Below are 22,124 nucleotides of genomic sequence, written 5' to 3'. Positions count from 1 at the left end.
TCATGTGGTGACTCGGTTTCAGGATGAGTTCTTGCGGGGGTTCGCGGGGCGGACCGTGGTGTGGGCGGTGACGTCGGCGAATCACCACACGACGAAGCGGAATCCGGTGCCGTTCGATCGGCGGGAGGCGGCGATCGAGCGATTCAGTGTGGTGGAGGGGATCCGGTCGATCGTCGTCGGGGTCGTCGACACGCGGCCGACGGACGAGTTCGCGGAGGTGACGGTGAAGGCGATCGAGGCCGGCACCGACGACCTCGTCCGGCTCACCCCGGACAACACGCTGGTCGCCTGCTCGACGCCCGAGGTGAGCAAGCTGTACGAGCAGCTCGGGTACGACGTGATCGGCGTCGAGCCACCGGGGACCGCCCGCCCCTGGGACGTCCTGTTGATGATTGCTGAAGGCAATGACCAGTGGCGCGAGCTCGCCCACCCGGCGACCGTGGACGTGTTCGAACGCTACGGCCTGGACGCCCAGATCGTCCGCTGCGTGAACGATCCGGTGGTCGGCGACGACGGCGGGCTGACCACGACCCGGGACTACAAGACGTACGCCGACGCCTTCGAGACCGCCGCCGACCGAAAGTGGCAGCAGATCAAGGACTTCGTCCGGCCCGGCCGGATCCTCGACATCGGCTGCGCGACCGGCGCGACCCTGCAGAAGATCGACGCCGACCCGCGGTTCCACGAGTCCGACCTGATCGGCGTCGAGGTCGCCCGGCACCTGTACGCCGAGTGCGTGCACAAGAAGGAGCAGGGCCGGTTCACCAACCCGAACGTCTACTTCTACCAGCGCAACATGCTCGGCTCGGCCGTCTTCCCGGCGCGCTCGATCCACACCACGCTGACCCTCGCCCTCACCCACGAGATCTGGTCGTACGCCGACGGCTCGCGTCCCGCCACGGTCCAGCGCTTCGCCGACGCCCTGTTCGCGCACACCGCTCCCGGTGGCGTGTGGATCAACTCCGACGTGTGCGGTCCCGCCGAGCCCGACCGGCCCGTCGTACTGCGGCTGGACGACAGCGACGGCGTGAACCCGGACGCCGTCACCGAGCTCGAGGCGCTCGACGACCCGGCGGCGTACGTCGGCCGACTCTCCACCCGCGCCCGGTTCTTCCAGTTCGCGCACGACTTCCGGCGCAACGCCCGGGTGCCGTTCGGGTACGACGTACGCCCGGACGGGCTCGTCCTGCGATTGGCCGACGCGATGGACTTCCTCACCCGGAATGACTACGTGGACAACTGGCTGAGCGAGACGCACGAGCAGTTCTGCGGGCTGAACTTCGCCGGCTGGTCCGCGATCGCCGAGCAGGCCGGGTTCACCATCGACCCGGCATCGAAGGCGTGGCGCAACGACTGGGTGATCGACAACCGGATCGCCCCCGTCGCCTCGATCAGCGCACCCGACGGCGAGGAGCTCGACTGGCCGGACACCCACCAACTGCTGGTCGCGCGTCGCTGACGTGCAACGTGCCGGCATGCGGCCGGACGGCGAGCTCGTCCATCATCAAAGGCAACCGGCTGCTCAGGAACGGCTCGCACTGCACCGCGTGTGACGAGCCGTCCGGCGCGGTTGCGAACAGGATCCAGTCAGAGCCGTCCCGCAGTGCGTCGACCTCCACGGCAGCCGCCCACCCGTCGTCCGAGACCGTACGGCGACAGGCCGCGTCCACGTGCTCGTCGGAACCGGCCAGGTACCGCCGCCAGCTGAACTCAGCCTCACCCCAGTCCGGACCGCGCACGACCAGCATGTTGCCCGCAGCAACGACGGCGGTGGCTGTCATCCGGATCGGCGACTCGTGCAGGTTCACGTACCCGCCGGTCGACCGGGTCAACGTGACCACGCGACCTTGTTCCGCGTGTGAAACCGGACGCTCGCCGGCCGTCCAGAGCAGCACCTGCTCCCGACCGTTCGGGCCGCGCAACCGGAAGGCGCGCGTGGTCCGCTGGCTGAACGGGTCGTCCGGATTCGTCTCCTCGATGATCGGCGGGATCGCCACCCAGGCGACGAAGTCGCGACCGTCGACCCTCAACGGCACCTCCTCCTCGCCGCCGGCCACCGGCCGGGTGACGAACAGCCTCGGCTCGTCGAACGACGACCGCCCGTGCAGCACCAGCGCGTCCGGCGTCTGCTCGACCGCGGTCAACCGGCACGGATCCGCCAGCCGCCGTACGGCGAAGCACCCGTCGTCGCCCGGCCCAGGCTGAATCCAGCTGCGGTCGTCGATCCACGCCCCAGGGGGCCATCCCGGACTACCGGCCCGCTGACCGCGCAACCGGTCCCGCCGGCGAACCCGGCCGGACTTCATCCGTACGTCGAAGTGCGCCGGACCCGCCGTGCACTGGGCGAGCAGCTCACGATCCAGCACGACCTCGAACCCGACCCTGCTCACGTCACCCTGCAGATCCTCGGCGTCGTACCGGCGGACCGGCAACGGGTAGTGCTTGCCGGCGATCACGAGCGCGATCCGGAGACTCGACGAACGCTGTTGCAGGTGCCTGATCTCGGCCGTCCCCTTCACCGACAACGAACCGTCAACCCACGTCACCGCACGCACGGTGGTCGCGAGTGTCAGGTCCTCGTCCGAGAGCTGGAAGTACTTCTGCGGTACGGCGCCGGGCAGCGCGAGCTCCCGCAGTACGTCGACATCGCCGGCCCGGAGCGCCGCGTGCCGCACCCGCTCGAGCCGAGGCGTGTCGGCGAGCACGGTCTCGTCCAACCGGTCGAGCAACTGGCGGGCCAGCTCGACCAACTGCTGCTCCTCCTCGGCGGGCGCAGTCCCGAAGGCGGTCAGCAGAGCCGCCAGGTCGATCTGGGTGAAGTGCGCGTGGACGCCGCGGCGCACCGACGGCAGGCTGTCCTCGACCAGGTCCATCACCAGGTCGGCCGAGGTGACGCGGTCGCGGAGATTGCCGAGCTGGAACTTCTGCTGCGTGATCGAGTCGCCGGACTCACGTTCGCGCCAGTAGTAGACCGGGGTGGCGAGCGTGTCGACCGTGACCGCGTCGAGGTGCGCCTTCAGCGTGACCGGATAGTCCTCGTACCGGATCGCCGGGAACTGGTAGCCGAACTCGGTCCAGAACGACCGCCGGTAGACCTTGTTCCACACCATCCGGTCGAGCACCAGCTCGGGCGTCTCGGACACGTGCGTGGCGAGCCGGTCGCGGGTGAAGCACAGGCCGTGCAGGTACGACGGCCGGACGCCGTAGCTGTTGTTGAACCGCCGGGCGTTCCCGCCGGCGAAGTCCGAGCCGGTCCGGTCGAGCGTCCGGACGAGCCGCTCGAAGCCGTGCCGGGTGACCAGGTCGTCGCTGTCGACGAACGTGAGGTACTCGCCGGCGGCGTACTCGGCGCCGGTGTTGCGGGCCGGGCCGAGGCCGGCGTTGTCCTGCTGGACGATCCGGAACCGGGAGTCCCGCGTGCAGAACTCCTTCGCGACCACCGCGCTGTCGTCCAGCGAGCCGTCGTCGACCAGGATCGCCTCGAAGTCGGTCCAGGTCTGCCGCCGGATCGAGTCCAGGCAGTCGCCGATGTACTCGCCGACGTTGTAGAACGGCACGACCACGCTCAGCCGCGGTGTCATCATCGCCTGCGCAGGCGCCGGGAGAGCTTGCGGGCGACGACGTGCGGCCGGCGGATCTGCGCGGCGTGGAAGATCACCCGGGAGACGGCGTACGTGCGGGAGCCGCGGATGCGGTCGTGGTCGACGGTGAGCTTCTGCAGCTGGGTGCGGAGCTCGCGGATGCGGTTCTCCCGGGTCTTCATCGCCTTGTTGCGGAATCCGAGGGTGCGCTCCAGGCCGAACACGTGCCCCTTCAGCTCGAACAGCTCCTGCTTCGCCCGCTCGGCTTCGGCGAGAACCGACCGGACGTCGGGGGACGCCTGGGCTCGGGTCGCCAGGGCTTCGGCGAGCTCGTTGGCGATTTGCTTGCCGCGGGCAATTTGCTGGGTGGAGACCGGCGGCGCGTCGGGTGAAGTTGCTGGCTCGGGCTCCGGCAGGTCGACGCCGGACATGCCCAGCCAGGCCGACACCAGGTCGTCCCCGACCATCCACGGCGGCCACGGGTGCCGCCGGTGCTGTCCGATGAGCCGCTCGTGGAAGCGGCACCACGCCGCGGCGAGCAGGTCAGCCTTGGCCGTCGGCTCCGCGGTCACCCACGGCGAAACGCCGTACGCGAAGGACTCCCCGTCGACCACGACGTCGTCCCACCGAACCACGACGCGCGAGTCCGTCACCCACTCGCCGAGCCGACCAGCCAGCTCGCGGAAGCCGGGGACATCCTCGGCGGCAGCCAGGCGCGTGAGCAGCACCTCAACACTCACCCCGGCAGGAACCTCCGCCGGTACGACGCCCGCATCAAACGCCAGCGTGGTCGAGCGAGGAGAAGCGGCGAGGACGGAGGCAACGTCGGCGGGGGCAGACGCAACGTCGGCGGAGGGCGACGCAACGTCGGCGGAGGCGGACGCAACGTCGCCGGCGGCGACCGGAACGTCGGCGCGGGCGACCGGAACGTCGGGAGCGGAGGAGGCGACCGGAGGGTTGGTGGTCGCGGAGTCGGCCGGTGTGCGGAGGGCGGTTTGCCAGCCCTGCGGTGTCTTGTCTGCGGTGAGGACGGCCGGGCCGATTTCGGCGTACAGACTGTGGACGGTCGGGACCCCGCAGACTGCGAGCCAGCCGGTGGAGATGGCGGGTAGGAGACCGGCTCGGGCAGCAGTGTCGACTCCGTCCGCGATCGGTGACAGCAGCGGGACGTCGACGGCTTCCAGGGCCTCGACGGCCAGGCGGGTTGGGAGTTCACCGGGGCGGGCGGCCGCGGCGACCTCGGCGGAGACGAGCGCTCGCGAGCCGAAGGCGGCGTACACATGTGCATCCCAAGGCAGAGCGGCGGCGAATTGCTCGACCGAGACCGGCCGGGTCGGATCGTCGTGCAGAGGGCGCCATTCGTCGTCGCCGTGGCGCTCGTGGGGCTGGCGGCTGTCCAGCAGGTTCACCAGGGAGAACTCGTTCGCCAATCCGAGCACGACCACCGCGGACGGCCCGGCGAGCCCAGCCAGGGCGCTGAGCCGTGAACTCCAGCTCAGGTCGTCGCTGTCGTACCCGAGGACCCGATCGAGCCCGTCCACCGCAACGACCACGTCGAACGGTTCCACTGACGTCAGCCCGTCCAGCGCACCGGTGATCACCTGCAGGCACGGGCCGAACTCCTCGGCCCTCCGCTGCCCGTCGGCGACGGAACGGACCAGGATCGTCACGTCGGCGGAGTGCTCCAGCACGGCCTCGATCACGAGCGGGGAGTGCGGTCCGAGGATCAGCGTCCGGCGGTTGGCGGGGATCACCTCCGCGAGCAGCGCCGCCGGCGCCGGCTGGTGTGTCGTCCGATCGGTCCACGGCTGCATCTCACCGCGGACCACCTGCACCTCAGACACGCTCTCTCCAATCGAACAGCATTCGTAGTTCGCCGGGCGGCACCATCCACGGCCTGCCGAGCTCGAGGTCGGTGGTCGCCCGGGCCGCCTCCAGGTCGACCGACTTGCCGAGCATCTCCGGCCACAGCCGCTCGATCCGGCTCTGGCCGCCGAACAACGGGTTCTCGCCGTCCATCTCCATCGGGTCGCCGTACACCGCCGGCTCGCAGCCGGCCGCGACGCCGTAGAAGATGGCAGTCGACAACCGGTTCGCGGCGACCCGCTTGTGCCGGCGCAGCTCGGCGAGCTGCTTGAACAGGAACCGCCGATCGGTCCCCTCGTAGGAGAACCCGCGCCGCCCGAACGACACCACGCGGAAGCCCGCGTCCTCGTAGTACCCGCGGACCTCGGGGCGGTCGTACTCCGTGTAGTACAAGGAGAACGTGACCGGACCCGGCTCGGTCTCGCGGATCTCATCGATCAGCCGCTGGTGGTCGCCGTGGATCTTGCCGCCCTCCCAGCCGTGGAAGAGGAACCACAGCGTGCCTTCACGCTCGGCCTGCTCGGTCTCCGGCTCCAGCTCCTGCAGGTAGAGGAAGGGCGCGCCGATGCTGTGGTAGTTCCGCCGGCCGAGCGCGTGCCCGCGCCGCCGCGGCGCGTCGCTCCAGGTGAACCGCCAGGCGCCGTCGTAGAACTCGTGCACCGGGTTCCACCCGCAGCCGATGTTCCAGCCGTGCTGCAGGTAGCCGCGCAGCCGGGGCGGGTGGTCGAAGTCCAGACCGGCGTACCGGGCCAGGATGTGCGCCTGACCGTAGTAGTGGTTGTGATGATGCATCAGCGCACCTCCACGTGCAGAGTCCCGGCGTGCGGGCGTACGGCGAGGGCGTGCGAACCACTCGGGATCGTCAACGGCAACCGGCTGCACAGGAACGGCTCGCACTGGACGGCGTGCGACGAGCCTTCGGCCGTGGTCGCGAACAGGATCCAGTCCGCCAGCGAGGCGAGCGGGTCGACGGAGACCTGCACCGCTGCCGCCGGGATCAACGCATCGACGTCGACGACCGCCTCCCAGCCGTCCTCGGTCCGGGTACGGCGACAGGCGACGTCCAGGTGATCGTCGGAGTCGGCCAGATACCGCCGCCAGCTCAGATCACCGTCTCCCCCATCGACCCCACCGACGACCAACCGGTTGCCCTGGGCAACAGCAGACGTGGCCACGGTCCGGATGGGCGATTCGTGCAGGTTCACGTAGCCGCCGGTGGACCGGGTCACGGTCACCACCCGGCCGCCGGTCGTCTGCGAGACCGCGGCCTCGCCGGCCGTCCACAGCAAGACCCGCTGCTGCCCCTCGGGACCACGCAGCCGCAGTACGCGCGTCGTCCGCTGGCCGAACGGGTCGTCCGGATTCGCCTGCGCGACGACGTCGCGGATCGGCAGCCGGGCCGTGAAGGAGCGACCGTCGACCTCCAGTGGAATCTCATCCTCGCCGCCGACCATCGGCCGGGTGACGAACAGCCCCGGCCCATCGAACGCGGACCGCCCGTGCAGCACGATCGCGTCCGGTGTCCGCTCTACCGAGGTCAGCCGGCACGGATCCGTCAGCCGCCGGACGGAGAAGCACCCGCCCTTGCCCGGCCCGGGCTGGATCCAGTTGGTGGAGTCGATCCACGCCCCCGGCGGCCAACCGGGACTCCCCGGCCCCTGGCCGCGCAGGATGCCCTGCCGACGCCGTCGCCCGGACCGCATCTCGACGTCGAAGTGCGCCGGCTCGGACGTGCACAACGCGAGCAACTCACGATCGAGCAGGACCTCGAATCCGACCCGCGTGACGTCGCCGTGCAGGTCCAGTGCGTCGTATCGGCGTACTGGCAACGGATGGCTGACGTCACCGACGACCAAGGCGAGCTGCAGGCTCGAGGACCGGTCGGTTTCCAGGTGCCGGATCTCGGCGGTGCCCTTGACCGACAGCTTGCCGTCGACCCACCTCACCTCGCGCACACTCGTCGCCAGGGTCAGGTCCCGCTCGGCGACCCGATACAACTCCTGCGGTACGGCGGCCTCACGCAGCCCCGGGTAGTCGTAGTCGAGCTGCCACGGTCGACGCGGACGCGCCGCGGCCCGGGCCCCACCGCGCAGACCACCGTCGTTGCGGAAGAGCGCGAGCCGCCGGAGCAGGCCGACGTCTCCTGCTCGGAGCGCCGCATGTTGGATCCGGTCGTACCGATGGGTGGTCGCCAGGACGGAGTCGTCCAGCCGGTCGAGCAACGTGCGCGAGAGCTCGACCAGGTGCTGCTCCTCCTCGGCGGGCACGGACCCGAACGCGGACACCAGTGTGAGCAGGTCGATCTGGGCGAGGTGCGCGTGCGCTCGCCGGCGTACGACGGGCAGCGCGTCCTCGACCAGGTCCATCACCAGGCCGGCCGAGGTGACCCGGTCCTGGATGTTGCCGAGCTGGAACTTCTGCTGCGTGATCGACTCACCGGACTCGCGCTCGCGCCAGTAGTAGACCGGGGCGGTGATCGTGTCGACGGTGACGGCGTCCAGGTGCGCCTTCAGCGCGACCGGGTAGTCCTCGTAGCGGATCGCCGGGAACGTATAGCCGAACTCGGCCCAGAACGAGCGCCGGTAGACCTTGTTCCAGAGCATCCGGTCCAGCACGAGGTCGGGGAACTCGGACACGTGGGTCGCGTGCCGGGTGCGGGCGAACGGCCGGCTGTGCAGCCAGGACGGGCGGACCCCGAAGCTGTTGTTGAACCGCCGGGCACTGCCGCCGGCGAAGTCCGAGCCGGTCCGTTCGAGCGTCCCGATCAGGGTCGCGAACCCGTGGCGGGACACCAGGTCGTCGCCGTCGACGAAGGCCAGGTACTCCCCGGTGGCCTCGCGGATCCCGGTGTCGCGGGCCGGACCCGGACCGGCGTTGTCCTGGGTGACGATCCGGAAGCGGTCGTCGCGGGCGCAGAAGTCCTTCGCGATCACCGCGCTGTCGTCGGGCGAGCCGTCGTCGACCAGGATCGCCTCGAAGTCGGTCCAGGTCTGCCGGGCGATCGAGTCCAGGCAGGCGCCGAGATACTCACCGACGTTGTAGAAGGGCACCACCACGCTCAACCGCGGCGTCACTCCGGCAAAACTCCCCTCACTGCGGCTGGACGTGCCCCCCAAAGCACTCTCTACGTAGCCGCAACGAGGTGAACCGTCAGAAGGTTATGCACCGGTTCGAATCCGTACCGGGCCCAGACCCGCTGGATCCCGGTCTGGTGCGCCTGGGTGGAGACCACCAGCCGCCGGCTCGTGCAGGCATCCTCGATCGCCGCGAGCAGGTGGCCGTACCGGCCGCGGCCCTGCTCGGCGGGGACCACGCCGGCCAACTGGATCTCGGTCCACGACCGCTGCTGGTCGAGCGACGCGAGCGCGAGCACCCGCCGGTCCGGTCCGCGCAGCACCACCGCGCCGGTGTCGGCGATCTGCCGGCGGGCCCAGTCCTGCCGGCCGGCCAGCGCGGCGGCCCGGTCGAACACCGGGTTGGCGCAGTAGTGGTTCCCGGAGTCGCCGAAGACGTCCGCGACCACGTCGTCCACCAGCACGTCGTCTGCCGTCGGCTCGACCTGCGCGGTGAACCCGGCCAGTGGCGCAGGCCTCCGGCCCTTGCCGACCGGCAGCGACCAGAACACGACGGTGTCGGCCAGCAACGCCTGCCGCGGCCCGTTTGCCAGCGCGGAGAACCAGGTCGTCTCCCGTGCCGGGTAGCGCAGCACGACCACGTCCGCGGTCGACTTCTCGACCGCGGCCAGTACGTCGGCCAACGGCGTACCGGCCGAGGCGGACACCGACATCCGGTCGATCGACATCCCGAACCGCTTCGCCGCATCCACCGACGGCCGCACCGTCAGTTCACCGGCCTCGAGCGCGTGGTACCAACTCATAGGGTCGGGAGCTTAGTCGTTGTCGTCGACTGTTTCGGTGAAGGTGTGGTGGCCGGGGTCTTCCAGGCTGTCGTAGCCGATCAGGAACTGCGGGCGGCGTTGGCTCGACTGGAAGAGACGGGCCACATACTCACCCAACAGACCCAGACACAGCAGCTGGATCGCGCCGATGATGCTCACGGCCAGCACGGTCGAGGTCCACCCCGGAATGCTCCGGCCGGTCAGCTTGATGATCAACGCACCGACTACGAACAGCCCGGACATCGCACCGCCGAGCAGACCGAGCCAGGTCGCCAACCGCAGCGGCGCGGCCGAGAACGCGGTCACACTGTCGAACGCCAACCGCAGCATCTTCGAGAAGTTGTACTTCGTCGTCCCGGCCGCACGCTCCGCCCGGACGTACGGCACCTCGGTGCTGGGAAACCCGAGCCACGGAATCACCAGCCGGAACACCCGGCCGTCCTCCGGCAGCGCGTTCACCGCGTCCACGACGCGGCGCGAGACCAGCCGGAAGTCACCGGCGTCGAACGGGATGTCCTTGCCGACCAGCCGGGACATCAGCCGGTAGTACATCCGCGCGGTCGTCCGCTTCGGCCAGGTGTCGCTCGAGCGGTCCGACCGGACGCCGTACACGACGTCGACGTCCCGGTCGCGCGCCGCGGCCAGGAAGTCCGCGATCACCTCCGGTGGGTCCTGCAGGTCCGCGTCGATCGTCACCACGTACTCGCCGCGGGCCCGCCGGAACCCGGCCGACTGCGCGGCCTGGTGACCGCTGTTGCGCAGCAGCCGGACGACGCGTAGCTGCGGCCAGTCCTTCGTCGCGTCCAGCAGCAGCGCGGCGGTCTTGTCCCGGCTGCCGTCGTCGACCACGACCAGTTCGTAGGTGATCCCGAGGCCGTCGAGCACCGGCCGCATCCGCTCGAAGAACATCGGCAGCACGTCCTCCTCGTCGTACATCGGTACGACGACGGACAGCACCGGCTGATCGGCTCGCATCAAGGACCTCCGACCGGGACCCTACCGGTGGTCACCGAACGCATTCGTGACATCACAGATTTCACATTACTGTTGCGACATGCGCGCGAGGGCGAGGCGGCGGGGGCCGAGAACGGCGGGGCCTTCCCTTTCCGGTCTGCTGGCGGGCCTGTGCGTGCTGGCCCTGGCGATCGCGCTGCTGTTCCAGCACTCGACGCTCACCGAGGTCGGTCGCTTCGTGCTGTTCACCGGGCTCGGGATCGGCCTGCCCGGCCTCGCGCTCTGGCGGCTGATCGGCAGCTACGGACGCAACCTTGTCGAGGACCTCGCGGCCGGATTCGCCGTCGGCACCGCGGCCCAGGTTGTGGTCTACCTCGCCAGCGCCTCCATCGGCCTGCAGGCGTGGTCCTGGGTATGGGCGCCGGTCGTGCTGCTGGTCTCGTTCGCCGATCGCGACGTCCGGGCGCGGGTCTGGCGCCGGGTCGACCAGCCGGTCCGCCCGATCCAGGCGTGGTTGCTGGCGGCGGCGACCGCGGTGGTCGTCCTGGTCGTCCACCGCCGCGGTCCCGGTCAGTTCCTGCCGGCGTACACGGACCCGCTGCGCTCCTACCCGGATCTCGCCTTCCAGCAGGCGCTGGCCGCCAGCGCGAAGTACGACGTACCGATCTCGACGCTGTGGCTCGGTGGCGAGCCGATGCAGTACCACTCGTTCTTCCACCAGGCGACGGCCGCGACCGCATGGGCGACCCGGATCGACCTGACCGACCTGATCCACTCGCTGACCTGGTTGCCGCTGTTCCTGGCCGGCTGCGGACTGGTGTTCGCGCTGGCCACTCGATTCACGCCGACGGCCGAGTCGGGCGCCACCTGGGCCGGGCCGCTCGCCGTGCTCATCGCGGGTCTCGGCGGGACCGTGCAGCCGCTCGCCGACACCGGGCTGGGCGGGATCTCGACCGCCACCGCGGCGTACCTGAGCCCGACGCAGAACCTCGGCGTCCTGATCGCGCTGGCGCTCTGCCTGGTGGCGGTCGACCTGCTGCGGGCGGACCGGCCACGGAGCCGGTGGGTGCTGCTGGTGCTGCTCGCGCTGGTGGCTTCCGGAGCGAAGTCGACGATCCTGCCGCTGCTCGGCGTCGGCTTCGCCTTCGCGTTCGTGCACCTGGCGATGATCCGGAAGAGCACGCGGACGGCGTTGCTCGGCGGGGTGCTGTCGCTCGTGGTCTTCCTGGCCGCGCTGGTGGCGATCTTCGGCGGCAGCACGTGGGGAACGGAGATCAAGCCGTTCCGGACGTTCGTCCAGCTGGCGCCGTTCGCGATGCTCGTGGCCGAGCCGCACGCCCAGCTGCTGTCCGCGGCCACGACCTTGCTGAGCTGGGGGCTGGCGGCGTCGGGGCTGCTGTTCCTCGGCCGGAAGTGGCGCGATCCGGCAACGGTGTTCCTGGTCGGGTTCGCGGTCGCGGGGCTGCTGGGCACACTACTGACGACGCAGTCGGGGATCAGCCAGCTGTACTTCCTGCGGACGGCGTTCCCGGTCGTCGCCGTCCTGGCGTGTGTCGGCCTGGCCAACCTGGTCGGGCGGCTCGGGGACCGACGTGCGGTCGTGCTCGTGGGCGCGGCCGGGTTGTGTGGGCTGGCCGCGCTCGCCTTCGCCCGGGTCGAGGCCGCGGACCTCCGCGGGATCAAGGGTCCCTGGCTGTGGACGGCGGCCGCGGTCGGAGCCGTTGCGGTCGTGGTCGCCTTGGCCTGGAAGGTGATGCGCCGACCGGGCAACATCCTGGTGGCGTTCGTCGCGGGTGCGGTCGCGGCGAGCATGATCGGTGCGACGCTCGTTCCCTTGCAGGCGTTCGTCTCGGATGAGGCGTCCAGCCTGGTCTTCGCGCGGCCCGGCCGCGGCGGCGCGACCGCAGCCGAGGCAGGCGCGGCCCGCTGGCTGCGGCGCAACAGCGAGCCGGGCGACCTGATCGCGACCAACGCGCACTGCATCATCCAGCGCGACGGCCTGTGCGACAGCCGGCACTTCTGGATCGCCGCGCTGTCCGAGCGGCCGGTGCTCATCGAGGGCTGGTCCTACTCCAACCAGGCCAACCGGATCGCCCTCACCACCGGCGGGAACCCGAGCCTCATCCCCTACTGGAACCGGGAAGAGCTCGCCGCCAACGACATCGTCTTCACCGCCCCGACGCAGGCCACGATCGAGCGGCTGCGCAAGGCAGGAGTCCGTTGGCTGTACGCCGACCACCGGGCGGGCACCGTGTCACCCGAGTTGCGCAACTACGTCCGGCTCCGGCACGCGACCCTGGACGCGACTATCTACGAGCTCAGGTGAGGGCAAGCAGCGCGTCCGCGACCCGCTGACGACCGTTGCCGTCGACAAGCTGCCATCCGGCGGTGGCGAGCCGGGTCCGCTCGGCCGGATCGGTCAGCAACCGCTTGAGTACGGCAGCCGCGGCGGACGGATCCGCCTGCAGGTCGGACAGCACGCCGACGCCGGCCGCCGTACCGGTGGCGATCGCGCGTTCATAGCCCATCACCTGGTTGTCCACCACACACACGAGACCGGCGGTCGCGCCGAGACACAGGAGCTCCCAGGTCGACGTACCCGAGGCGCTGATGGTCAGGTCGGCCGCCCGGACCTCGGCCGCCAGGCGATCGGTCGGTCCGATCACGTCGACCCGCTGCTGCGGGCGGAGCTCCGTCGCGGCGATCCGCGCGGCCAGGTCGGCGGCCGGGGCGACCACGGTGGCCTCGAACGGTACGCCGGTCGCCGCGAGCGCCTGGACGACGTACGGACCGGCGCCGAAGGCATCCGTTCCACCGAAGAAGGCGAACACCTTCGGTACGGCGGACGGCCGTCGTACCGGCGGGTCGACCGGGCGGAGGGCGCGGATCTCGTCGCGGATCAGCACGTAGCCGAGGCCCGCGAGCCGGACGGCGTTGGCGGGCAGGGGTGGCCGGTCGAGCTCGGCCGCGAGGTTCTGGTCCACCAGGACGTCCGCCTCGGCGCCGCGCAAGTCGCCGTCGACGATCGCGAGCGTGGGCACGCCGGTCGCGCGAACGGCCGAGTAAACGGCCGCGTCGAGGTCGTAGGAGTCGAACACGACCGCATCCAGCCGCGAGCGCTCGAAGAGGTCGACGTGCTCAGCCGCCGTCCACACGGCCGGCTCGATCACGATCCCCCTCGCGGTGAGCTGCGCCTCGGCCCACGGCACCGTGTGTGCGTCGCAGACGAACACCACCTCGAGCCCGCGCTCCAGCAGCTCCTCCGCGAGCGCCAGGCACCGCATCACGTGCCCGATCCCCCGGCCCGGCCCGACGTCACACCGCACCCCGACGCGCTTCACGTCCCCGACCGTATCGGTCCGGGGAGACGACCCCCGAATCAAGCGATCCCTTGACTTCTGGATGAGACGCGGGATTGAGGGGGTCTGGAACCGGGCAGCTATTGTTCGTGTCTGCACTGCGCGTGCAGCGCTCGGAACTGTCCGTCAGAAGGGTCCGCCGACGTGTCCATCCTCACCGGCACCGACATTCTCGTCACCGGCGGCACCGGGTCCTTCGGCCGGGCGTTCGTCCGGCACGCCCTCGACCAGTTGAACCCGCGCCGGATCATCGTGTTCAGCCGGGACGAGCTGAAGCAGTGGGAGGTCCGGCAGCTGTTCGGCGACGACCCGCGGCTGCGGTTCTTCCTCGGCGACGTCCGCGACCGGTCCCGGCTGCTGCGGGCGATGCACCGGGTCGACTACGTCGTCCACGCGGCCGCGCTGAAGCAGGTCGACAGCGGTGAGTACAACCCGTGGGAGTTCGTCCAGACCAACGTGATCGGCTCGCAGAACGTGATCGAGGCGGCCATCGACTCCGGGGTGAAGCGGGTGGTCGCGCTGTCCACCGACAAGGCGTCCAGCCCGATCAACCTGTACGGCGCGACCAAGCTGACCGCGGACAAGTTGTTCATCAACGGCAACCACTACGCGGCGGCGTACGACACCCGCTTCAGCGTCGTCCGGTACGGCAACGTGATGGGCAGCCGGGGCTCGATCATCCCGAAGTTCAAGGCGCTGCACGCGGCCGGCGAGTCGTTGCCGATCACCGACCTGCGCTGCACCCGGTTCCTGATCACGCTGCCGCAGGCGGTCGAGTTCGTGGTCGACTCGTTCGAGCTGATGACCGGCGGCGAGCTGTACGTGCCGCGGATCCCGTCGATGAAGGTCACCGACCTGGCCGAGGCGATCGCCCCCGGCGCGAAGATGCACGACGTCGGCCTGCGCCCGGGCGAGAAGCTGCACGAGGAGATGATCAGCCCGGAGGAGGGCCGCCGGGCGCTCGCGATCGGCGACCGGTTCGTGCTCCAGCCCGACCTGGCCACCTGGGGCTACCTGCCGCCGGCCGACGCCATCCCGGTCGCGGACGGGTTCCACTACGCCTCGGACACCAACGACCAGTGGTACTCGATCGACGAGATCCGCAAGATCTTCGAGACCGACTGATGTTGCCGTACGGACGACAGTCCATCTCGGACGAGGACATCGAGTCGGTCACCGCCGTACTGCGGGGGGACTGGCTGACCACCGGGCCGGCGGTCACGGCCTTCGAGGAGGCCGTCTCGGCACTGACCGGCGGTCACCGCGTCGTCAGCTGTACGTCGGGCACCGCCGCCCTGCACATCGCGTACGCCGCCCTCGGCGTCGGACCGGGCGACGAGGTCGTCACCACGCCGATGACCTTCGTCGCGACCGCCTCGACCGCCGCGATGCTCGGCGCCTCCGTCGTGTTCGCGGACGTCGACCCGGACACCGCGCTGATCGACCCGTCGGCCGTCGAGGCCGCGCTGACCGAGCGTACGAAGGTGATCGCCGCCGTCGACTACGCCGGCCAGGCGGCAGACTACCCGGCCCTCCAGCCGCTGGCGGATCGCGTGGGCGCTCGCACGCTCGCGGACGCGGCGCACTCCATCGGCGGCACGGCCGGCGGCCGTCCGGTCGGTGACCTTGCGGACGTGACCACGGTGTCGTTCTTCCCGACCAAGAACCTGACCACCGGCGAAGGCGGCGCGGTGGTCTGCAAGGACCCGGCGCTCGGTCAACGCGCGCACGAGTTCCACTTCATCGGCCTGGTCCGCGATCCGGACCGGTTCGAGATCACCGACGAGGGACCTTGGCACCAGGAGGTCCACGAGTACGGCGTGAACTACCGGCTCACCGACATCGCGAGCGCGCTCGGGCTGTCCCAGCTCAGGCGGCTGGCCGGCTTCAAGCGCCGCCGGGCCGAGATCACCGCGCGGTACAACGCCGCGCTGGGTGACGTCGACGGCCTGCGTACGCCGGTGCGGCGCGCGGGCGTGGATCCGGCCTGGCACCTCTACCCGGTCCGCGTCCTCGACGGCCGCCGGCGCGAGGTGTTCGAAGGCATGCGCGCCGCCGGCATCGGCGTCCAGGTGAACTACCTCCCGGTCTACTGGCATCCGGTGTTCGCCCGCCAGGGCTACCGCCGCGGCCTCTGCCCGAACGCCGAGGCGTTCTACGCCGAAGAACTGTCCCTCCCGCTCTTCCCCGACCTGACCGACGCCCAGGTCGACCGGGTGATCGAGACTCTCGTGAAGCTGGTTGGTTAACGTGAATGGTGTGACCCGATCGAATCTGGTCGGTGGCGAGCTGCTCAACTGGTCGGACCTGCATCCGGTCGACGCCCGCCCCGCGGCCGCCGGACCCGCTGCCGCGGCGCTCCTCGCCACCGCCCTCCGGCCCGACGACTCCGTCCTGGTGGCCGGCCCGCACGCGCTCGACCTGATCACCGACGTCGCCGAGCGAGTCACGTCCGTCGACGTGCTGGTCCGGTCCGCCCCGGACGCGGAGGAGATCGCGGAGGCGCTCGCCGACGCCAAGGGCGAGATCTACTGCGGTTCACTCGACCGCTTCCGCGGCGAGGACCAGTACGACGTGATCGTCGCGCTCGATGGTCTCGAGCGGCTCATCGGCCCGGACACGGCCACGCTGACCTGGGCGGATGCCCTGGCCCGGCTGCGGGAACGGCTGGCTCCGGGCGCCCGGCTGCTGCTCGGCGCCGAGAACTCCTTCGGCTTCGAGCGCCTGCTCCAGCCAGCGATCACCGCGGCGCTCCCCCGCGACGAGGACTGGGCGCGGGACGTCGCCGACACCGCACCCGCCGGCCTCAAACCGCTCCAGGCGGCCCTCCCGGACGCCGACGTCTACGCCGTCTTCCCGTCGCTGGTCGACGCCCAGCTTGCTGCTAGTTCGGTCGACGGCCTGGCTGCGGTCGTCGCCGCCCGGGCAGTTGCCGCCCGCAACGCTGGTCCGACGCTGATGGACCCCTACCGGCTCGTCCTCGACGCAGCGGACGCGGGCATGGCTCTCGAGCTGGCGCCCGCCTGGTACTTCGTGACCGGCGAACTGCCCGCGGTCCTGCCCGTCGACGCCGTTCCCGCCGGTCCGGGGGTGCTGCTGGAGGAGCACCTCCTCGCCGCGCTCCGGGTCGACGACCAGACGACGCTGCGGCGCATCATCCCCTCGTACGTCGCCTGGCTGCAGGCGGGCGGGAACGGGTCTCCGGACAACGTGATTCTCGACGGATCGTCGTACCGGCTGTTCGGCGAGCCGCAGGACCTGGATGTCGTCGGGCACCTTGCGCGGTTCGTCCGGCGGTCGATGGAAAGTGGCTCGCGGCAACCGTGGCCGGCCGGCGGGGATGTGCACGCGTTGACCGCGCGGCTCGCCTCAATGGCCGGGATCACCGTCCCGCCAGAGTTCCCGGGGTCGAACGAGGTGATCCGGCCACTGGGCAGCGCGGAACAACTGACCACGGTCGCGCGGCTGTCCGAGGAGCTGGCGGCCGCCAGCGCGCGGGCGATCCTGTTCGAGGGCACGGTCAGCGGGATCCGGCGGTCGCTGCCCTACCGCGTCGGACACGCCGTGCTCAACCCGGCCAGGGTGATCCGGCGGCGCGTCCGCCGGGTGCTGCGGAAGGTCCGTCGCTGATGCACCACGCCAACCACTTCTACGGCCACGCGAACATCATGGCGTCGTACGCCGGACTCGCGAAGCCGCCGCGGATCTGGGGATACCTCCAGCACGGCTGGAACATCCTGGACGGGTTCGCCCACGGCACCGCGTTCGCGCCGGGGATGCCGAAGTACGTCTGGTCCGACAGCGTCCGGCGGCGCGGTCACTCGCTCGGCCTGCGGAACTACTCGGTGATCGGCTCGGTCTGGCTGTACCTGCTGAAGGTGCATCCCGAGCTGGCCACCCCCGCGAAGCGGGCCGAGGGCACCATCTTCTACCCGTTCCACGGCTGGGAGGGCCAGCACGTGCTCGGCGACCACGGCCGCATCGTTGCCTCGATCAACGAGCACGAGACCGGGCCGGTCACTGTCTGCCTGTACTGGAACGAATACGAGAAGCCCGCGATCCGCAACGTCTACAAGGACGCCGGGTTCCGGGTGATCACCCACGGGTACCGTGGCCTGCACTGGCGCCGGACCGACGCCAGGTTCCTGGTCAAGCAACTGCGCGAGCTCCGCAAACATCGGCGCGTCGCCTCCAACCGGCTCAGCTCCGCCGTCCTGTACGGCGCCTCGCTCGGCCTGCAGCCCGGGGTCTACGGCGACCCGATGGTGCTGGAGAACGAACACCCCTCGTTCGGCGGCCAGGCCAGGATCAAACGGCTCTGGCCGGAGCTGGACCAGCCCTTCGTCCCGCTCGCGACCGCCCGCGAGTTCACCGACACCGAGCTGGGGGTCGACCACGTCGCCTGCCCGGCCGAGATCCGGGAGATGTTCCGGTGGAATTCCTGAATGTTGCCGTCGTCACCCAGGCACGGGCGACGAGCACGCGACTGCCCGCGAAGGTGCTGCTGGAGGCCGGCGGCCGCACGTACCTCGAGCATCACGTGGACCGGCTGCGGCGTACCGGCCTGCCGGTGATCGTGGCTACGACCACCAACGCCAACGACGACCCGATCGTCGCCCTGTCCGAACGGGCCGGGATCCCGTACTTCCGTGGCAGTGAGGACGATGTCCTGAGCCGGTTCGCGGGGACGGCCCGCGAGTACGGGCTGGACGGGATCGTCCGGGTGACGTCGGACTGTCCGTTGATCGATCCCGAGATTGTTGCCGCCGGCGTCGACCGGTGGCGGGCCGAGGGCAGCGAAAGCGTCTACCTGTCGAACTGCCTGGAGCGGACGCATCCGCGGGGCATGGACTACGAGGTGTTCTCCGCGGCCAGGCTGTTCGAGGCCGACGAGCAGGCGACCTTGCGGGCCGACCGGGAGCACGTCACGCCGTACCTGCACCAGAACCGGCCCGGCGACATCCGGCTGGTGAGTCTGCCGTGGGCCGGTGGCGGGTCGCAGTACCGGCTGACGCTGGACACCGAGGACGACCGGAAGTTGCTGCACGCCCTGATCGAGGACCACGCCGCGGACAAGCTGAACTGCGCCGAACTGGTCGCGCTGCTGGACTCCCAGCCGGAGCTGGCCGCGCTCAACGCGCACATCGAACAGAAGAAGCTCGGCGAGTGACGACGCGCCAGCCCGCCGCTACGGCATGATTTACGGTGATGACCACCGATGATCCAGCACCGGACCCGGCGACCGGCCGGGACACGCCGGACCCGACCCCGCCCGGCCTGAACGGCGCCGCCGCGAGCGCCGCGGGCTCGGGCAGCCCCGAGACCGGTGGACCGGCGACCGGGGGGTCGGCGGCGAGCGGGCCGGCTGCGGGCGGGGCCGCGGCAAGCGGACCGAGTGCGGGCCGGGCGGCTGCGGGTGGGGCTGCCTCCAACGAGGCGCGGGCGAAGTCGTTCGGGGCGGTCGCGGCGGCGTACGACGCGGCCCGGCCGACGTTCCCGGCCGAGGCGCTGTCCTGGATCCTTGGTCCCGGCCGGCTGCAGGTCCTGGATCTGGGCGCCGGCACCGGCAAATTGGCGGCGGTCGCGGCCGGGCTCGGTCACGACGTGGTCGCGGTCGACCCGTCCGAGGAGATGCTCAGCGTCTGCCGCCGGCGGCCGGGCATCGACACCATGGTCGGCGCCGCCGAGTCGATCCCGCTGGCGCACGCCTCGGTGGACGCGGTCGTCGTCGGCCAGGCGTTCCACTGGTTCGACCACGCCCGGGCCCTGCCCGAGATCGCCCGCGTCCTGCGACCGAACGGCGTACTCGGCCTGCTCTGGAACAACGCGGACACGGTCGTCCCCTGGGTCCGCCGGATGATCCACGCGATGCAGGGTGACGACGTCGGCGGCGACCGGTTCGACCCGATGCCGATCCTGCTGCAGTCCGACCTGTTCGCGACCGTCGAGACCGCCCGGTTCCGGCACTGGCAGGATCTCGACCGCGCGGGCCTGCGGCAACTGGCCCTCTCGCACTCGCGGATCGCGGTCCTCACCGAGTCCCGCCGGGAGGCGGTGCTCGACCAGGTCGACGCCATCTACGACTCCACCGCCCGGCCGCCGGAGCCGCTGCGGATGCCGTACTTCACCGGCTGTTACCGGACCTGGCCGAGCGACCTGGCGAACTACCGCCGGACCCTCGACGCCCCGGTCGCCCCGCACCTCTGACCGTCCACTCGACGTCCTCCGGTTTGCTCGGATTCCTCCGGGTCGCGCGGAAACGTTTTGGTTGCGGTGGGTCACAAACGCGCCACCAGGGGCTAACGTGCACGTGTTTTCTGTCTCAGTACGAGGGGAACTCGAACTCATGGACGAGGATGTTGTGCGCGAGCGGGACGCCCGCGCCTACGAAGCCGTGCACGAGGCGTCCGACTTCACCGAGCTGAAGCGGCGCTACAAGAACTTCGTCGTGCCGTGGACGATCGCGTTCATGGCCTGGTACCTGGCGTACGTCGCCTGCAACAACTGGGCCCGTGACTTCATGGGGACCGAGGTCATCGGGAACGTCAACGTCGCGCTGGTCTTCGGGCTGTTGCAGTTCGTCTCGACGTTCGTGATCGCCGCCCTCTACGGCCGGTTCGCGAACCGGAAACTCGATCCGCTCGCCAGCGGCCTGAACGCCAAGTACAAGAGGGAGCGCCGCCGGTGAACGTCCTGAGCATCCCCGCTGCGATCCCGACCGCGATTCCCACGACCGTTCCCGGCCTGATCCCGCTCGCCGACGCCGAGCCGGGCAACCGGGCGCTGACCATCTCGCTGTTCAGCGCGGTCGTCGCCGTGACGCTGTACATCACCTGGTGGGCGTCCCGGCAGAACAAGAGCGCGGCCGACTACTACGCCGGCGGTCGCTCCTTCAGCGGCGCCCAGAACGGTCTCGCCGTCGCCGGTGACTACATGTCCGCGGCGTCGTTCCTCGGCATCTCCGGCTCGATCGCGCTCTACGGGTACGACGGCTTCCTCTACTCGATCGGGTTCCTGGTCGCCTGGCTGGTCGCCCTGCTGCTGATCGCCGAACTGCTGCGGAACTCCGGCCGCTTCACGATGGCCGACCAGCTGGCCTTCCGGATGAAGCAGCGGCCGGTCCGGACCGCGGCCGCGACCTCGACGATCGTGGTGTCGATCTTCTACCTGCTGGCCCAGATGGTCGGCGCCGGTTCACTCGTCGGCCTGCTGCTCGGCGTGACGAACGAGGGCCTGAAGGCCGGCGTGATCATCCTGGTCGGCGCGCTGATGATCATCTACGTGACCATCGGCGGCATGAAGGGCACCACCTGGGTGCAGATCGTCAAGGCCGTGCTGCTGATGACCGGCACGGTCCTGATCACCTTCCTGGTGCTGCTGAAGTTCGACTTCAACATCTCCCGGATGCTCGGCGCGGCCGCCGAGAAGTCCGGCAAGGGCGCGGATTTCCTGCAGCCCGGCCTGCTGTACGGCAAGGACCTGGTCGGCCAGATCGACTTCCTGTCCCTCGGCCTCGCCCTCGTCCTCGGTACGGCGGGTCTGCCGCACATCCTGATCCGCTTCTACACCGTGCCGGACTCGCGGTCCGCGCGCCGCTCGGTGCAGTGGGCGATCGGCCTGATCGGGGCGTTCTACCTGATGACGCTCGCGCTCGGGTTCGGTGCGGCGGCGTTGCTGGACACCGCGAAGGGATCGGCGGTCGAGGTGTCGAAGGGCAACGTGGCCTCGCCGCTGCTGGCCGAGTCGGTCGGAGGCGGTGCCGGCTCGCTCGGCGGGTCGATCCTGCTCGCCCTCATCGCGGCGGTCGCGTTCGCGACCATTCTCGCGGTGGTCGCCGGCTTGACGTTGACCTCGGCCTCGTCGTTCGCGCACGACCTGTACGCGAACGTGCTCGCCAAGGGCCAGGTCTCGGAGAAGAGCGAACTGCGGGTGGCCCGGTTCGCCGCGATCGGCATCGGCGCGGTCGCGATCGGACTGGCGATCCCGGCCCAGCGGCTGAACATCGCCTTCCTGGTCGCGCTCGCGTTCGCCGTCGCGGCGTCCGCAAACCTGCCGGCGTTGCTCTTCAACCTGTTCTGGAAGCGGTTCAACACTTCCGGCGCGGTGTGGAGCATCTACGGCGGTCTGATCGCGGCTGTCGTCCTGGTGTTCTTCTCGCCGGTCGTGTCGGGCTCATCCACGTCGATGATCACCGGTGCGGACTTCTCGTACTTCCCGCTGTCGAACCCGGGCATCGTGTCGATTCCGGTCGGCTTCCTGTGCGGAGTCCTGGGCACCTATCTCGGCCGCGACCGCTCGAGCGAGCTTCGCTACAACGAGCTCTCCGTCCGTGCCCTCACCGGTGCTGGCGCCGAAGGACCTGCCAAGCACTGAGCCCACTTCTCCTGTCAGGGTTTCCGGACCTAAAAGGCCAGCCGGCCAGAGGGCCGCGGCACCGGCATCCGCCGGGGTCGCGGTCCTCGGCTT

17 protein-coding genes are annotated in these 22,124 nt (G+C 70.3%); 10 read left to right on the top strand and 7 right to left on the bottom strand.

The window, feature by feature from the left end:
* Positions 1-31 precede the first annotated feature (31 nt).
* Positions 32-1,459, top strand: a complete 1,428-nt coding sequence (locus ACQPYZ_RS02765) for a class I SAM-dependent methyltransferase (RefSeq protein WP_433164875.1) — start codon at positions 32-34, stop codon at positions 1,457-1,459.
* On the opposite strand, the gene ACQPYZ_RS02760 is transcribed toward ACQPYZ_RS02765, so the two are convergent.
* The 6 genes from ACQPYZ_RS02760 to ACQPYZ_RS02735 are packed head-to-tail and all read right to left on the bottom strand — an operon-like array spanning position 1,392 to position 10,320.
* A complete protein-coding gene (locus tag ACQPYZ_RS02760; RefSeq protein ID WP_433164873.1) occupies positions 1,392-3,581 on the bottom strand; it encodes a glycosyltransferase family 2 protein in 2,190 nt (729 codons plus the stop codon). The two genes, ACQPYZ_RS02765 and ACQPYZ_RS02760, sit on opposite strands and share 68 nt — an antisense overlap.
* Positions 3,581-5,425, bottom strand: a complete 1,845-nt coding sequence (locus tag ACQPYZ_RS02755; protein WP_433164871.1) for a hypothetical protein — start codon at positions 5,423-5,425, stop codon at positions 3,581-3,583. The genes ACQPYZ_RS02760 and ACQPYZ_RS02755 overlap by 1 nt, the downstream gene beginning before the upstream one ends.
* Positions 5,418-6,239, bottom strand: coding sequence for a hypothetical protein (locus ACQPYZ_RS02750; RefSeq protein ID WP_433164869.1), 822 nt, complete (start codon positions 6,237-6,239; stop codon positions 5,418-5,420). Before ACQPYZ_RS02750 ends, ACQPYZ_RS02755 begins: the two co-directional genes overlap by 8 nt.
* Complete coding sequence (locus ACQPYZ_RS02745) at positions 6,239-8,521, bottom strand: glycosyltransferase (RefSeq protein WP_433164868.1); 2,283 nt, start codon at positions 8,519-8,521, stop codon at positions 6,239-6,241. Before ACQPYZ_RS02745 ends, ACQPYZ_RS02750 begins: the two co-directional genes overlap by 1 nt.
* 50 nt (positions 8,522-8,571) lie before the next feature.
* On the bottom strand, positions 8,572-9,324 hold the full coding sequence (locus ACQPYZ_RS02740; RefSeq protein WP_433164866.1) for an N-acetyltransferase: 753 nt from the start codon (positions 9,322-9,324) through the stop codon (positions 8,572-8,574).
* Between the two features lie 12 nt (positions 9,325-9,336).
* Positions 9,337-10,320, bottom strand: coding sequence for a glycosyltransferase family 2 protein (locus tag ACQPYZ_RS02735; protein ID WP_433164864.1), 984 nt, complete (start codon positions 10,318-10,320; stop codon positions 9,337-9,339).
* A 79-nt stretch (positions 10,321-10,399) separates the two neighbouring features.
* Between ACQPYZ_RS02735 and ACQPYZ_RS02730 the strand changes: the two genes are divergently transcribed.
* A complete protein-coding gene (locus ACQPYZ_RS02730) occupies positions 10,400-12,625 on the top strand; it encodes a hypothetical protein (protein ID WP_433164863.1) in 2,226 nt (741 codons plus the stop codon).
* On the opposite strand, the gene ACQPYZ_RS02725 is transcribed toward ACQPYZ_RS02730, so the two are convergent.
* Positions 12,618-13,640 carry a PseG/SpsG family protein gene (locus ACQPYZ_RS02725; RefSeq protein ID WP_433164861.1) on the bottom strand — a complete coding sequence of 341 codons (1,023 nt, stop codon included), beginning with the start codon at positions 13,638-13,640 and terminating at the stop codon, positions 12,618-12,620. The two genes, ACQPYZ_RS02730 and ACQPYZ_RS02725, sit on opposite strands and share 8 nt — an antisense overlap.
* A 162-nt stretch (positions 13,641-13,802) precedes the next feature.
* Between ACQPYZ_RS02725 and pseB the strand changes: the two genes are divergently transcribed.
* The 8 genes from pseB to ACQPYZ_RS02685 all read left to right on the top strand — a co-directional run bounded on the left by pseB (position 13,803) and on the right by ACQPYZ_RS02685 (position 22,031).
* Positions 13,803-14,783 carry a UDP-N-acetylglucosamine 4,6-dehydratase (inverting) gene (gene pseB / locus ACQPYZ_RS02720; protein WP_433164859.1) on the top strand — a complete coding sequence of 327 codons (981 nt, stop codon included), beginning with the start codon at positions 13,803-13,805 and terminating at the stop codon, positions 14,781-14,783.
* Positions 14,783-15,907 (top strand): DegT/DnrJ/EryC1/StrS family aminotransferase, encoded by a 1,125-nt coding sequence (locus ACQPYZ_RS02715; RefSeq protein ID WP_433164857.1) that lies wholly within the window; start codon positions 14,783-14,785, stop codon positions 15,905-15,907. The genes pseB and ACQPYZ_RS02715 overlap by 1 nt, the downstream gene beginning before the upstream one ends.
* Before the next feature lie 10 nt (positions 15,908-15,917).
* Positions 15,918-17,288 carry a hypothetical protein gene (locus tag ACQPYZ_RS02710; RefSeq protein WP_433164855.1) on the top strand — a complete coding sequence of 457 codons (1,371 nt, stop codon included), beginning with the start codon at positions 15,918-15,920 and terminating at the stop codon, positions 17,286-17,288.
* Positions 17,288-18,103, top strand: coding sequence for a hypothetical protein (locus ACQPYZ_RS02705; protein WP_433164853.1), 816 nt, complete (start codon positions 17,288-17,290; stop codon positions 18,101-18,103). Before ACQPYZ_RS02710 ends, ACQPYZ_RS02705 begins: the two co-directional genes overlap by 1 nt.
* Positions 18,091-18,828: a cytidylyltransferase domain-containing protein gene (locus tag ACQPYZ_RS02700; protein WP_433164851.1), complete on the top strand. Its 738-nt coding sequence runs from the start codon at positions 18,091-18,093 to the stop codon at positions 18,826-18,828. Before ACQPYZ_RS02705 ends, ACQPYZ_RS02700 begins: the two co-directional genes overlap by 13 nt.
* A 38-nt stretch (positions 18,829-18,866) precedes the next feature.
* Positions 18,867-19,865, top strand: coding sequence for a class I SAM-dependent methyltransferase (locus tag ACQPYZ_RS02695; protein ID WP_433164849.1), 999 nt, complete (start codon positions 18,867-18,869; stop codon positions 19,863-19,865).
* A 139-nt stretch (positions 19,866-20,004) separates the two neighbouring features.
* Positions 20,005-20,346, top strand: coding sequence for a DUF485 domain-containing protein (locus ACQPYZ_RS02690; RefSeq protein ID WP_433164847.1), 342 nt, complete (start codon positions 20,005-20,007; stop codon positions 20,344-20,346).
* Positions 20,343-22,031 (top strand): solute symporter family protein, encoded by a 1,689-nt coding sequence (locus tag ACQPYZ_RS02685; RefSeq protein WP_433164846.1) that lies wholly within the window; start codon positions 20,343-20,345, stop codon positions 22,029-22,031. Before ACQPYZ_RS02690 ends, ACQPYZ_RS02685 begins: the two co-directional genes overlap by 4 nt.
* Positions 22,032-22,124 lie beyond the last annotated feature (93 nt).

The sequence above is a fragment of the Kribbella sp. CA-247076 genome (assembly GCF_050942445.1).
Lineage (GTDB): Bacteria > Actinomycetota > Actinomycetes > Propionibacteriales > Kribbellaceae > Kribbella.
Note: the sequence above shows the minus strand (reverse complement) of the source record. Positions and strands in the feature narration are given on the sequence as shown.